The sequence below is a fragment of the Mesorhizobium sp. M7A.F.Ca.ET.027.02.1.1 genome, assembly GCF_004022985.1.
Taxonomy (GTDB): domain Bacteria; phylum Pseudomonadota; class Alphaproteobacteria; order Rhizobiales; family Rhizobiaceae; genus Mesorhizobium.
In genome coordinates this window covers 13,489-27,490 of record NZ_RZOL01000036.1, presented here as the reverse complement: position 1 = coordinate 27,490, position 14,002 = coordinate 13,489, and the positions used below count along the sequence as shown (strand labels likewise).

12 protein-coding genes are annotated in these 14,002 nt (G+C 63.2%); 11 read left to right on the top strand and 1 reads right to left on the bottom strand.

All coding sequences use genetic code 11. The features are described from left to right. Positions 1 to 12 precede the first annotated feature (12 nt). Entirely contained in the window at positions 13 to 159 is a 147-nt protein-coding gene (locus EN749_RS06795) for a TauD/TfdA family dioxygenase (RefSeq protein WP_281061873.1), read from the top strand. Continuing rightward, positions 156 to 746: an HD domain-containing protein gene (locus EN749_RS06790; RefSeq protein ID WP_127395420.1), complete on the top strand. Its 591-nt coding sequence runs from the start codon at positions 156 to 158 to the stop codon at positions 744 to 746. The genes EN749_RS06795 and EN749_RS06790 overlap by 4 nt, the downstream gene beginning before the upstream one ends. A 72-nt stretch (positions 747 to 818) precedes the next feature. Here the strand turns inward: EN749_RS06790 and EN749_RS06785 are convergent, their stop codons facing one another. Beyond that, a complete protein-coding gene (locus EN749_RS06785; protein WP_127395421.1) occupies positions 819 to 2,639 on the bottom strand; it encodes an NAD(P)/FAD-dependent oxidoreductase in 1,821 nt (606 codons plus the stop codon). A gap of 420 nt (positions 2,640 to 3,059) precedes the next feature. On the opposite strand from EN749_RS06785, the gene EN749_RS06780 reads away from it, so the two are divergent. The 9 genes from EN749_RS06780 to EN749_RS06740 all read left to right on the top strand — a co-directional run bounded on the left by EN749_RS06780 (position 3,060) and on the right by EN749_RS06740 (position 13,991). Beyond that, the gene (locus EN749_RS06780) at positions 3,060 to 4,220 is read left to right on the top strand and encodes a DUF6600 domain-containing protein (protein WP_128289202.1); all 1,161 of its coding nucleotides are present in this window, start codon (positions 3,060 to 3,062) and stop codon (positions 4,218 to 4,220) included. 256 nt (positions 4,221 to 4,476) lie between these two features. Continuing rightward, entirely contained in the window at positions 4,477 to 6,258 is a 1,782-nt protein-coding gene (locus EN749_RS06775) for an acetolactate synthase 3 large subunit (RefSeq protein ID WP_127272402.1), read from the top strand. A gap of 85 nt (positions 6,259 to 6,343) precedes the next feature. Then, positions 6,344 to 6,916, top strand: a complete 573-nt coding sequence (gene ilvN / locus EN749_RS06770) for an acetolactate synthase small subunit (RefSeq protein ID WP_023757090.1) — start codon at positions 6,344 to 6,346, stop codon at positions 6,914 to 6,916. Between the two features lie 115 nt (positions 6,917 to 7,031). Then, positions 7,032 to 7,628 carry a LysE family translocator gene (locus EN749_RS06765; RefSeq protein WP_128289201.1) on the top strand — a complete coding sequence of 199 codons (597 nt, stop codon included), beginning with the start codon at positions 7,032 to 7,034 and terminating at the stop codon, positions 7,626 to 7,628. 242 nt (positions 7,629 to 7,870) lie between these two features. Then, positions 7,871 to 9,127: an efflux RND transporter periplasmic adaptor subunit gene (locus EN749_RS06760; RefSeq protein ID WP_128362816.1), complete on the top strand. Its 1,257-nt coding sequence runs from the start codon at positions 7,871 to 7,873 to the stop codon at positions 9,125 to 9,127. After that, positions 9,124 to 12,285, top strand: coding sequence for an efflux RND transporter permease subunit (locus tag EN749_RS06755; RefSeq protein WP_127810044.1), 3,162 nt, complete (start codon positions 9,124 to 9,126; stop codon positions 12,283 to 12,285). Before EN749_RS06760 ends, EN749_RS06755 begins: the two co-directional genes overlap by 4 nt. Positions 12,286 to 12,365: 80 nt before the next feature. Next, positions 12,366 to 12,989 carry a nitrile hydratase subunit alpha gene (gene nthA / locus EN749_RS06750; protein WP_127381143.1) on the top strand — a complete coding sequence of 208 codons (624 nt, stop codon included), beginning with the start codon at positions 12,366 to 12,368 and terminating at the stop codon, positions 12,987 to 12,989. Beyond that, entirely contained in the window at positions 12,986 to 13,645 is a 660-nt protein-coding gene (gene nthB, locus EN749_RS06745; RefSeq protein WP_128362815.1) for a nitrile hydratase subunit beta, read from the top strand. The genes nthA and nthB overlap by 4 nt, the downstream gene beginning before the upstream one ends. Next, the gene (locus tag EN749_RS06740) at positions 13,632 to 13,991 is read left to right on the top strand and encodes a nitrile hydratase accessory protein (protein ID WP_127810047.1); all 360 of its coding nucleotides are present in this window, start codon (positions 13,632 to 13,634) and stop codon (positions 13,989 to 13,991) included. The genes nthB and EN749_RS06740 overlap by 14 nt, the downstream gene beginning before the upstream one ends. Positions 13,992 to 14,002 lie beyond the last annotated feature (11 nt).

Below are 14,002 nucleotides of genomic sequence, written 5' to 3'. Positions count from 1 at the left end.
GGGCAGGCGTTCATCGTCGACAACACGCGCGTCATGCATGCCCGCAAAGCGTTTTCCGGTACCGGCAAGCGCTGGCTGCAGGGCTGTTACGCAGACAAGGACGGTCTGCTGTCGACGCTGGCCGCAATCGAGCATGGGTTCAAGGAGGCGGCGGAATGAGCGGCCAGGATTTGAACGCGGACACCATCGTCGAGTTCATCGCCGACATCTTCGAGCGCCGGGGTGCCGAATCCTATCTCGGCGAACCAGTCACCATGTCTGAGCACATGCTGCAGGGCGCCTGGTTCGCCGAAAAGGACGGTGCGCCCGACGAACTGGTGGCGGCGGCGCTGCTGCACGACATCGGCCATTACACCAGCGAGTTCGGCACCTATTCGCCCGAGGATGTCGAGGACAAGCATCATGACGAAGCCGGCGGCGAGGTGCTGGCGCCGTTCTTTCCGCCGGTCATCGTCGAATGCGTGAGGCTGCATGTCGCGGCCAAGCGCTATCTCTGCGCCACCGACCCGACCTATTTCGGCAGGCTTTCGCAGGCCTCAGTGCATACGCTGTCGCTGCAGGGCGGGCCGATGAGCGCCGATGAAGTGGCCGAGTTCCGCAAGAACCCGTTCCACGAGGAAGCGGTCCGGGTCCGCATCTGGGACGAGAGCGGCAAGATCGCCAACATGAAGACACGGGCGTTTCGCGATTACGTGCCGCTGCTGCAGCGGGTGGTGACGCAGTTCGCCGCGGGTAAGCCGGCGTAATTCCCTCGAAGGAAGGAGGCAGGGTGCAAGCCATGCCTCCTTCCGTTTTTTCTCCGCAGGAATGGCGCTCGCCTATCCCTTGTGGTGCACCTGCTGCAGCCCGTAGACCGGCGTCGCCAAGCCGGCCTGCCTGGCTTTCAACTGCAGCGCCAGGAACTGCGAATAGTGTCGTGACTGGTGCAGATTGCCGCCGTGGAACCACAGCGCCTCCTGTTGCGTCGGCTTCCACATGTTGCGCAACTCGCCTTCCCAGGGGCCGGGATCCTTGGTGGTGTTCGAGCCGAGGCCCCAGCATTTGCCGACCTTGTCGGCGGTTTCGCGGGATATCAGATCGGCGGCCCAGCCGTTCATCGAGCCGTAGCCCGTGGCATAGACGATGAGGTCCGCAGGCAGTTCCGACCCGTCGCCGAGCAGAACAGAGTGCTGCTTGATCTCTTCGACGTCGACGCCGCTCTTCAGCTTGATCGAACCATCGATAACCAGCTGCGAGGCGCCAACATCGATGTAATAGCCAGAGCCGCGCCTGAGGTACTTCATGAACAGGCCGGACTCGTCGTCGCCCCAGTCGAGCATGAAACCCGCCTTTTCCAATCCCTTGTAGAACGCCGCATCGCGTTTCTTCATCTCGGCATAGGCCGGGATCTGGAACTCGTGCAGGATCTTGTAAGGCAGCGAAGCGAAGATGAGATCGGCCTTGGCGGTGGTGATGCCATTCTGCAGCGCCTGCTCCGAATAGAGCGAACCCAGTCCGATTTCCATCAACGTGTCGGACCTGGAGATATGGGTACTCGAGCGCTGCACCATGGTCACGTCGGCACCAGCTTCCCAAAGTGCGGCAGCGATGTCATGGGCGGAATTGTTGGATCCGATGACAACGGCCTTTTTGCCGGCATAGGCGTCGGGACCCGGATGCTTCGACGAGTGGTGCTGGTCACCCTTGAAGGTTTCCATGCCCTTGAATTTCGGCAGATTGGCCTTGCCGGACTGTCCGGTCGCCAGCACCAGCTGCTTGGGCTTCAGCGTAATGTCCCTGCCGTCGCGGTGGACGACAACCGTCCATTCCTTGGTCTTGTCGTCATAGGAGGCGCTTTTGGCCTCGGTCGAGGACCAGTAATTCAGCTCCATCACCTTGGTGTACATTTCCAGCCAGTCGCCGATCTTGTCCTTGGGCGAGAAGACCGGCCAGTTCTTGGGGAAATCGATGTAGGGCAGATGGTCGTACCAGACCGGGTCATGCAGGCAGAGCGACTTGTAGCGCTTGCGCCAGCTGTCGCCGGCCCGCTCGTTTTTCTCGATGATGATCGTCGGCACGCCAAGCTGCCGCAGCCGCGCGCCGAGCGCGATGCCGCCCTGGCCGCCGCCGATGATGACCGTATAGGGCTGGGTCTTGAAGCCGAGCTCGGCGGCTTCCCTCTCGCGTTCTTCCTTCCATGTCGGACGGTTCTTGCCCGAGCCGTGCCTGGCGCCCATCGGCCGCGCAAAGCCTGCCGGCTCCTCGTGGCCTTTCAGTTCGGCCATGGTGGTCAGCAGCGTCCAGATCTTGCCGTTCTTCAGCCTGACATGGCCGAAGCCGCGTGCCACCTCCGTCTCGAAGCTGATCCAGCCCTCGATCAGTTCGCCGCTCTCGGTCGCGTCCTCGCCCTTGGCGATGGCGAAGTGCGACGGCCTGGTGTTCGACAATTGGCTTTTCAGCATGTCGCGGACCTGGTCGCGGCCTTCCATGGTCTTGATGTTCCAGGTGAAGGTAACGAGGTCGCGCCAGTAGCAATCCTCTTGAAAGCAATCGACCGCCTTCTCGATGTCATTGGCGGCCAGCGCGGCGCCGAATTGATCGAGCAGGTCAGACAGTTTCTTGCTAGGGGCCGTGTTCTTGCTAGAGGGCTTGTCGAGCATCAGGTTTCCTCCCGTGAAATCCAGATCGTCATGGTGGTGGCTCCGCCGGGCTTGCCGCCGGACGATCAAGTATCGTCAGAGATGGCGGCCCTCGTCACGCCCCACCATAGTTTCCAGCGATTTCAATGGTCTATCCTAGAAATGAGATCGCCAGGCGGTTTCGGAATCGCTCCGGCGCCGGAAACGAACGTTCCATTTGTGAATGCCGCGCCGGTCGCGCAAAATTGATGGTCAAATGCCGCAATGCGGTCACCGGGGCCGATGACAACCGATCGGTGAGAAGCCGGGAAGCGGTGGCGGGCAACAGGGCGGTTCCCGGGATTTTCTGGATGCGGAACTCTGGAGCCCGTTATGATCATCATACCTTTTATCCAAGCGTCTTCATGTCGCTCCCTTGGCCGGCGTGGACGCGCAGCAGCAATGGCCGCGGTCATGGCCTTGAGCGCGACCCTGACCGGCCCGCTGGTGCTGCCCGGAACGCAGGCGCATGCGGCGGAAATTGCCGTCACCGTCCGCGAAAGGCTTTCGAATTATGGCGGATGGCGAACCTCGGCCCGATTCGGCGATGTCTGGGTTCCCTCGGTCCGTACCGAATGGCGGCCGTACACCGAAGGCAGGTGGGTCTGGACCGACGATGGCTGGTACTGGCAGTCCACCGAGCCATTCGGCGATGTCGTCTATCACTATGGCCGCTGGGCGTATGATCCCGATTTCGGCTGGGTGTGGATCGCCGGCGATCAATGGGCGCCAGCCTGGGTGGTGTGGCGTCAGGGCGGCAATGATGTCGGCTGGGCTCCAGCGCCGCCCGACGTCGGTGTCGCCTTCGACGACGCCTGGTGGTGTTTCGTGCCTGTGGCGGCGATCGGCGCGGTCGATCTGGTCAGGGTGGTGCGGCCGGTGCAGGAGAACGTCGTCATCATGCGCAACACGACGATCATCAACCAGACGGTCGTGGTCAACAATGCACCGCGCGTGCGACTTGGCAATCAGGTCGTTGCAATCAATGCCGGACCCCGGCTGCAGCAACTCCCGAAGCCCGTCATCGAATCGATCAAGGCGGCAAAACTGGTTCCGCCTCGCAAAGGCGTGTTTGCCAGTGCACGGCTCGATGTTTCCAGGGGCGCCGAGATCAAGAGGCTTGCCGGCAATACAAAGGGGAACGGGCAAATCCTGGCGGGTCCCAAGACTGCGACCGGCGACAAGGCCAATTCCCTTGGCGCGGTGACTGCCAGCAATCCGGTGGTCGTGAAGCCGGTGAGCAAGCGGATGGTCGCCGGCAACGGCGCGAAGGCCGATGCGCTCAAGCTGCATGCCGACAGGACCACAGGCGACGGACGCATCGTTGTCAAATCGTCGCTCAACCGGGGGTCGCCCAAGCCGGTTTCGTCCAGGCCGGTTTCGGGGCAGCGTCTTGCACGCGGAGCCGGGCAACAAAAGCCGCATCAGCAAGCGTTGGCAATGCGCATGCCCCAGCACCATGCCCCGGCAAGGGTGGCACCCCACCATCCGCCAGCGAAGATGCAGGCCAGGAAGGCGTCCAAATGCGATCCACGCGTTTCCCGCTGCAAGGCGCCGGGCTGACACCGCAGTCGCGTCGGCACGCTGCGCGCGCCGGCGCGATTTTTCCCGTTGACAGGCCGCCTTTCCCGCCCTTAGTGTCCGCCACCATGAAAACGGCACTCATTCTCGTAGGAAAGCGCGTGGGCAAGGCGGTGTAACCGCCGGGCGAAAACCCCCCATGCGCAAGACACAGGCTCCCTCGGGGGCCTTTTTTATTGCCTGAAACACGACTAAACGACCAGCAAACGCCAAATGGCGACAGTACGGGACCAGACCGATGAGCAACGGACAGAACGAGCGGCGCGAGATGACAGGTGCCGAAATGGTGGTGCAGGCGCTGAAGGACAATGGCGTCAAGCATGTCTTCGGCTATCCCGGCGGCGCTGTCCTTCCGATCTATGACGAGATCTTCCAGCAGGACGATGTCGAGCACATACTGGTGCGCCACGAGCAGGGCGCCGGCCATGCGGCCGAAGGCTATGCGCGTTCGACCGGCAAGGCCGGCGTCATGCTGGTGACCTCCGGCCCCGGCGCCACCAATGCGGTGACGCCGCTGCAGGACGCGCTGATGGATTCGATCCCGCTGGTCTGCCTGACGGGGCAGGTGCCGACCTCGCTGATCGGCTCCGACGCTTTTCAGGAATGCGATACGGTCGGCATCACCCGCCCCTGCACCAAGCACAATTGGCTGGTGAAGGACGTCAACGAACTCGCCGCCACCATCCACGAGGCTTTCCATGTCGCGACCACCGGCCGTCCGGGTCCGGTCGTCGTCGATATTCCGAAGGACGTGCAGTTCGCCAGGGGATTCTACGTCCCGCCGCAGATAGCGCCGCGCACCAGCTACCAGCCTAAGGTCCAGGGCGACCTGGAAAAGGTCAAGGCGGCGGTCGAGCTGATGGCCAGCGCCAAGAAGCCGATCATCTATAGCGGCGGCGGCGTCATCAATTCCGGCCCGGAAGCGAGCCATCTGCTGCGCGAACTGGTCGATCTTACCGGTTTCCCGATTACCTCGACGCTGATGGGCCTCGGTGCCTATCCGGCATCGGGCAAGAACTGGATGGGCATGCTCGGCATGCACGGCACCTATGAAGCCAACATGGCCATGCATGATTGCGACGTGATGATCTGCATCGGCGCCCGTTTCGACGACCGCATCACCGGCCGGTTGACCGCGTTCTCGCCGAATTCGAAGAAGATCCACATCGACATCGATCCATCGTCGATCAATAAGAATGTCCACACCGAGGTGCCGATCATCGGCGATGTCGGCCGGGTGCTGGAGGATATGGTGCGGCTGTGGCGCGCGAGCGCCAAGGCCGACAAGAAGGCGCTCTACCCCTGGTGGGAGCAGATCGCCAAATGGCGTGCGCGCGACTCGCTCGCCTACAAGATGAACAACGACGTGATCATGCCGCAATACGCCATCGAGCGGCTCTACGAACTGACCAAGGGTATGGACACCTACATCACCACCGAGGTCGGCCAGCACCAGATGTGGGCGGCGCAGCACTATCATTTCGAGAAGCCGAACCGCTGGATGACGTCAGGCGGGCTGGGCACGATGGGCTACGGCCTGCCGGCGGCGCTCGGCGTGCAGATCGCGCATCCCGACGCGCTGGTCATCGACATTGCCGGCGACGCCTCCGTGCAGATGACGATGCAGGAGATGAGCGCTGCCGTGCAGCACGACGCGCCGATCAAGATCTTCATCCTGAACAACCAGTATATGGGCATGGTGCGGCAGTGGCAGCAGTTGCTGCACGGCAACCGGCTGTCGCATTCCTACACCGAGGCGATGCCCGACTTCGTCAAGCTGGCCGAGGCCTATGGCGGACACGGCATTCGCTGCGAGAAGCCGGACGAACTGGACGACGCGATCAAGGAGATGATCTCGGTCAGGAAGCCGGTGCTGTTCGACTGCCGCGTGGCGACGCTCGCCAACTGCTTCCCGATGATCCCATCGGGCAAGGCGCACAATGAGATGCTCTTGCCCGACGAGGCGACCGACGAGGCGGTGGCCAACGCCATCGACGCCAAGGGCAGGGAACTGGTGTAGCCGGCAGAACCAAGGCAGGGCTGTCGCGAGAAAGCCCTGCGCAAACAGAGAATTAGCTCAAGAGCTTGAAATCGAGATTCATGTCATGAACGCACAGCTACAACCGACCGGCTCCGCCTATTTCATCGCCAAGGAGACGGAGAAGCCGGAAAACCACACGCTTTCCGTGCTGGTCGACAATGAGCCGGGCGTGCTTGCCAGGGTCATCGGCCTGTTTTCCGGGCGTGGCTACAACATCGAGAGCCTGACCGTCTCCGAGACCGAGCATGAGAAGCATTTGTCGCGCATCACCATCGTGACGCGCGGCACGCCGCATGTGCTGGAGCAGATCAAGCACCAGCTCGAGCGCATCGTGCCGGTTCACCGCGTCGTCGACCTGACCGTGCGTTCGCATGAATCCGGCCAGGAGCGGCCGCTGGAGCGCGAACTGGCGCTGGTCAAAGTCGCCGGCACCGGCGAGGCCCGGGTCGAGGCGTTGCGGCTGGCCGATGCGTTCCGCGCCAGCGTCATCGACGCCAACACCGAGCATTTCATCTTCGAGATCACCGGCAAGGGCTCCAAGATCGACCAGTTCATCGCCATCATGAAACCGCTCGGCCTGGTTGAAATCTGCCGCACCGGCGTGGCGGCGTTGAACCGCGGCCCGCAGGCGATGTAGGACTTCGGCGGGGCTGGCGCCGAACGCGCCAGCCAGCTTCCATTGTGAGGCCATCCGTGGCCTTTGCGGGGTCGCCGGGAAGAGACAAGATGCTGACTTGTCAGGGAGGATATCCATGTCGCTCGACGCATTCCTTGCTCTGCTTGTCTACGCCTTCGTGACCTCGATCACGCCGGGGCCGAACAATCTCATGCTTCTGGCATCGGGCGTGAATTTCGGCCTCGTCAGAACCGTTCCGCACATGCTGGGCATCAGCATGGGTTTCCTCGTGCTGCTGCTTGCCGTCGGTCTTGGCCTCGGCGCTGTGTTGACGGCGTTTCCGGCGCTGCACACCGGATTGAAGATCGCAGGCGGTGCCTACCTGCTCTATCTTTCGTGGAAGATCGCCATGTCGCGCACGCTGACCGGCAAGGGCGAGACGAATGCGCGGCCCATGCGCTTCATCGAGGCGGCCGCATTCCAGTGGGTCAATCCCAAGGCGTGGGTGATGGCGATCACCGCCATGGCCGTCTATGCCAATGCCGAGCACCCGTTCCTGTCGGTGGTGTTGATCGCCGTGGCTTTCACCATCGTCAATTTGCCGAGCGTCTCGGTGTGGGCTGGGTTCGGCACCGCGTTGCGCGGTTTCCTGTCGGATCCGGTGCGGCTGAAATGGTTCAACATCGCCATGGGCGTACTGCTGGCGGCGACGCTTTGGCCGATGCTTAAATAGGCCGTGGGGCGCACCATCCGATCGTAGGGGGACGGGATTCGCACCCTCGGCGGAGCGTCCGGATCGGGAGCCTCCCCGTGTTGCACATCCATTGTGCAGTGCACATTAAATCTTCGTAATGCCGCCTTTTGGCCCTTTTCCGACAAAGGCGTGTCCTATCTATTCGGCGAAATCGCGGCAACGGGCCGCGTTGGAATAGAACCATCAGACCACGACGTGTCGGGTGGAGAGGGCCTGTGACCATGCGTGGAAAAGTCGTTCTTTCGTTGCTGGCCGTCGCCTGCCTGGGTGCGGCCGGGTGGCTCTATCTTTCGCCTGACGCGCTTGGCAGGGTCCAGCAGGTCATCGGCGCAAAGCAGGTTGCCGCGCCGGACAAACAGGCTGCGGCTTCGGACAAGAAGGCCGACAATGCCGGGCGCTCGGCCTCCATCCTCTCGGCCGTCGCCTCGACAGCCGATTTCCCGATCCGGCGTTATGCGATCGGCTTCGTCTCCTCTCCCGCCGTCGTCAACATCAACGCGCGGGTGTCCAGCCAGATCGTGTCCATCGACGTCAAGGACGGGCAGATGGTCAAGACCGGCGATCTGCTGTTTTCGCTCGATGATCGGGCACTGAAGGCGCAGCTGGCCAAGGATCAAGCGGCGCTGGCCAAGGATCAGGCGATGCTCGCCAGCTCGCAGTCCGATCTCCAGCGCGCCAAGGATCTGGTCGCCAAGCAGGCCGGCACGCAGCAGACCTACGACCAGGCCGTCGCCGGGCAGAAGGCTGCCGCAGCGACTGTCGATGCCGACAAGGCGACAATCGATGCCGACAATGTCCAGCTTGGCTTCGCCACGATCACGGCGCCGATTTCCGGCAGGCTGGGTGCTGTCAGCGTCGCCGTCGGCGATCTCGTCACCGTCAGCAATGGCAACAGCAGCACGGCGACCCCGCTGGTGACCATCACCCAGATGGACCCCCTGCAGGTCAACTTCAATCTTCCCGAGAGTAACCTGGCCCTGCTGCACAAGGCGCTCGCCAACCCGCAGCAGGGCGCGGTGACACTGACCAAGGATGGTGACCCGACGCCGATCGGCAAGGGTACGCTCGATTTCGTCGACTCCAGCGTCGACACCGCGTCGGGCACGATTGCCACGCGGGCAAGCATTCCCAATGCCGATCTTTCGCTATGGCCCGGCCAGTATGTGAATGTCGTGCTCGACGCCGGCATCCTGCCGCAGATGACATCGGTTCCCACGGTCGCGGTGCAGCCAAGCCAGAAGGGGCCGTTCGTCTATGTCGTCAAACCGGACAACACGGTCGAGATGCGGCCGGTGCAGGTGGCGCTGACCGAAGGCGACAACAGCGCCATCAGCCAGGGGCTGAAAAGCGGCGAGAAAGTTGTCACTGAGGGCCAGACGAGGCTGAAGGACGGCGCCGCGGTGCATGAGGGCAAGGCCACGGCGAATGCTGCTCCCAAGGTGGCCGAGTCGAGCAACGCCGGCGAGGCAGCCCAATGATCTCCGAATTCTGCATACGCAGGCCTGTCGCCACCCTTCTGATGTCGTTCGCCCTCGTGCTGGGCGGACTGTTCGCCTACAAGTTCCTGCCGGTGGCGGCACTGCCCAGCGCCGAATTCCCGGTGGTCAACGTCTCGGCTTCGCTGCCCGGCGCCTCGCCGGAAACCATGGCGACATCGGTGGCGACGCCGCTGATCAAGCAGTTCGCCACCATCGCCGGCATCGATTCCATTTCGACGACGAACTCGCTTGGCCAGACCTCGATCGCCATCCAGTTCGTGCTCAACCGCGACATCGACGCGGCAGCAGCCGACGTACAGGCGGCGATCGCGCGCACGCAGAAATCATTGCCGCCGCAGATGACGGCGCCGCCGAGCTATCGCAAGGTCAATCCGGCCGACGCGCCGATCCTTTTGATGTCGCTGGTCAGCGACACGGTTCCGCTGACCGATCTCGATGCTTTCGCGGAAAATGTCATCTCGCCGTCGCTGTCGACCATAGACGGCGTGGCGCAGGTCTCGATCTTCGGCCAACAGAAATACGCGGTGCGCATCCAGATCGACCCGACCGCGCTTGCCGCGCGCGGCATCTCGATCGATCAGCTGCAGGCGGCGGTCGCCTCGGCCAACAGCAACACGCCGCTCGGCGTGCTGCAGAACGACAAGCAGCAGCTTACCATCACCGCCAACACGCAGCTGACCGACGCCGCCGGCTTCTCCAACATCATCATCGCCACCAAAAACGGTCACCCCGTGCGGTTGGGCGAGGTGACCCGTGTGGTCGATTCGGTGCAGACGACGACCACGGCGAGCTGGTATGACGGTACGCGCGCGATCATCATGGCGGTGCAGCGCCAGCCCGACGCCAACACCGTCGACGTCGTCGACAAGGTCAAGGCCATGCTGCCGTCCTTCAAGGACCAGATGCCGGCCGCCGCCGACATCAAGCTGCTTAACGACCGCTCCAGTTCGATCCGTCAGGCCGTCGATGACGTCCAGTTCACGCTGCTGTTGACCATCGCGCTGGTGGTCATGGTGATCTTCGTGTTCCTGCGCCGGGTGACGGCGACCATCATCCCGGCCGTGGCGGTGCCGATCTCGCTGATCGCCACGCTCGGCGCGATGTTCCTGTTCGGCTTTTCCATCGACAACATATCGCTGATGGGCCTGACGCTGGCGGTCGGCCTCGTCGTCGACGATGCCATCGTGATGCTCGAAAACATCTTCCGCCATATGGAGGAGGACGGGCTGTCGGCCTTCGACGCATCGCTGAAGGGCGCGCGCGAAATCGGCTTCACCATCATTTCGATCTCGATCTCTCTGGTGGCGGTGTTCATCCCCGTGCTGCTGATGGGTGGCGTCATCGGGCGCATCTTCAACGAGTTCGCCGTCGTGGTGACGGTCGCCATCCTGGCGTCGATGTTCGTGTCGCTGACGCTGACGCCGATGCTGTGCTCGCGGCTGCTGTCGGTGACCAAAGCCGACCGCGACAAGCATGGCCCCGGCCACAAGCCGGACCTCGTCACCCGCGGCTACGACAGGGTCTTGAGCTTCTGCCTGCGGCACACCTTCCTGGTGTTCCTCGTCTTCGTCGGCACCGCGGCAGCGTCGGTGTGGCTGATCCAGACTTCGCCGAAGGGTTTCTTCCCGCAGGAGGACATCGGCCAGATATCGGTGACCACCATCGCACGTCAGGACATCTCTTTCGACGCCATGTCCAGGCTGCAAGGACAGGTCGCCAGTGTCTTCTCGCATTCGCCCTATGTCGACCATGTGGCGTGGTCGGCGGGCAGCGGCAACAATGCGCTCAACCAGGGGCAGCTTTTCGTCCAGCTCAAGGGCAAGGACCAGCGCCCCGATATCGAGAAGGTGCTTTCGGATCTGCGCAAGCAACTGGCCGGCGTGGCGGGCATCGAGACCTATATGCAGCCGGTGCAGAATTTGAGGCTGGGCTCGCGGTCGTCGGCCAGCGCCTACCAGCTCGTGGTTCAGGGCCTTGATACCGGCCTGACCGATATCTGGGCGCAGAAACTGAACGACGCGATGGCCGCAGATCATGCGAACTTCACCGACGTCACCAGCGACCTGCAGAACAATGCGCTGCAGGCTACGCTGGTGGTGGATCGCGACAAGGCCGCCCAGCTCGGTATCGACACCGACACGTTGCGCTCCGCCCTCTATGGCGGGTTCGGCACCGACCAGGTTTCGACAATCTTCGGTTCGGCCGACAGCTACGAAGTCATCACCGAGCTCGACCCCAAAATCGAGTGGTCGCCCGAGCGGATGCTGGCCATCCAGATGAGGACGGCGAGCGGCAGTCTTGTTCCGCTCGGCGCCTTCGCCCGGGTCGATCGCACTGCCGGCGCCCTGACGGTCAACCAACTCGGCCAGCTTCCAGCCGTGACCATCTCCTACAATCTGCCGCAGGGCGTGGCGCTGGGCGACAGCGTGACGCGCATCAATGCGCTCAAGGAGCAGATCGGCATGCCGACGGTGATCTCGACGACCTTCGCCGGCACGGCCAAGACCTTCCAGGATTCTCTTGCCAACCAGGGTTTTCTGGTCGGCGGCGCAATCCTGACCATCTATATCGTGCTCGGCATCCTCTACGAGAGCTTCATCCACCCGCTGACCATCCTTACCGGCCTGCCATCGGCCGTGCTGGGAGCGGTCGTTGCGCTGCGCTTCGCCGGCATGGATCTGTCTGTTATCGCGGTGATCGGCATCCTGATGCTGATCGGCATCGTCAAGAAGAACGGCATCATGATGGTCGACGTCGCGCTTGAACTGCGACGAGAAGGCATGTCCGCGACCGAGTCGATCCACAAGGCCTGCCTGATGCGGTTCAGGCCGATCATGATGACGACGCTGGCGGCACTGATGGGCACGTTCCCGATTGCGCTCGGCACCGGGGCCAGCGCCGAACTGCGCCAGCCGCTGGGCGTTGCCGTTGTCGGCGGCCTGCTTGCCTCGCAGGCTCTGACCCTGTTCGTGACGCCGGTGATCTATGTCTACATGGAGAATTTCTCGGGCTGGCTGGTCGGGCTCTGGTCGAAGCGCAAGGGCGAGACGGGCCCGGTCGAAGCGGGGGATCAGCCCTCGCTGTTCAAGCCTAGGGAAGACATGCTGCCAGAACCGCAGCAGGCGGCGGCCGAATGATGTGACAGGGCCAGCGCCATGTGCCGTTGGCCCAAGCCGCTGCGCTTGCGGCGGCATCACTGGAAACGTAGTTTGCGGCCATGTCACACGATCATGACCACGACAACGAACTCGATCCGTTTGCCGCCCGCGTGCGCGCGCTGGAAACCATCCTCACTCAGAAGGGGCTGATCGATCCGGCCGCGATCGACGTCATCGTCGACACCTACGAGACGAAGATCGGCCCGCGCAATGGCGCCAGGGTGGTGGCGAAAGCCTGGAGCGATCCTGGCTTTGCCGACTGGCTGAAGCTCGACGCGACGGCGGCGATCGAATCGCTGGGCTATACCGGCCGCCAAGGCGAGCACATGCAGGCGGTGTTCAACACCGAGGAGACGCACAATCTCGTCGTCTGCACGCTGTGCTCCTGCTATCCGTGGTCGGTGCTCGGCCTGCCGCCGGTCTGGTACAAGGCGCCGCCCTATCGTTCGCGCGCGGTGATCGATCCGCGCGGCGTGCTGGAAGAATTTGGACTGACGCTGCCGGCCGGGACAAAAATACGCGTCTGGGATTCGACCGCGGAGCTGCGCTATCTCGTCGTGCCGATGCGGCCTGAGGGCACCGAGGGCTGGAGCGAGGAGCGGCTGGCGGAGCTGGTCAGCCGTGACGCGATGATCGGGACCGGCCTGGCCCAAAGACCTGAAATAGAGGGGCAGCCGGCATGAACGGGCCGCACGATCTCGGCGGGCAGATGGGGTTCGGCCCCGTCGCGCCCGAAAAGGACGAGCCGTATTTCCATGCCGCATGGGAAAGGCGGGCGCTCGGCGTGACGCTGACTGCCGGCGCCATGGGCGCGTGGAACATCGACGAGAGCCGGCACGCACGGGAATCGCTGCATCCGGCTGTCTACTATTCATCGAGCTACTACCAGATATGGATCAAGGCGCTGGAGGTGCTGTTGAACCGCCATGGCTTCGTCAGCGAGCGCGATCTCGAAGCGGGCAAGGCAGTCGATCCGGCAGCGACGCCCAAGAGGGTGCTGAAGGCGGAAAACGTGCCCGCAGTGCTGGCCAAGGGTGGTCCTTGCGACCGGCCGGTGGCGCAGCCGGCGCGGTTCAAGGCCGGCGATCCCGTGCGGACCAAGAACTTCAACCCGACCGGCCACACGCGGCTGCCGCGCTATGCGCGCGCCAAGCAGGGGGTGATTGAGACGGTGCACGACGGTTTCGTGTTCCCTGACAGCAACGCGCATGGACACGGCGAAAATCCGCAATGGGTCTACACCGTGGTTTTCGAAGGGCCGGAAATCTGGGGCGAGGGCGCCGACCCGACGCTGAGCGTCTCGATAGACGCCTGGGAGAGCTATCTTGAACCGGCGTGATACGGATCTGCCCGAGCTGCCGCCGGGCGTCGATGCGCCGGTGTTTGCCGAGCCGTGGCAAGCCGAAGCGTTCGCCATGACGGTGGCGTTGCACGACAAGGGCCTGTTTTCGTGGAGCGAGTGGGCGCAGGCGCTGTCGATCGAAGTGAAGAAGCCAGGCGCCGCGGCTGACGGCCATGACTATTACGAACATTGGCTGGCGGCGCTGGAAAGCCTGCTTGCCACCAAAGGGCTGGCCGCGAAGTCGGATGTCGACGCCATGGCTGAAGCCTGGGAGCGCGCCGCGCATGCCACGCCGCACGGCAAGCCGATCCTGCTGGAAAACGATCCCCAGCCGATTCGATAAGGTGTGGGGTG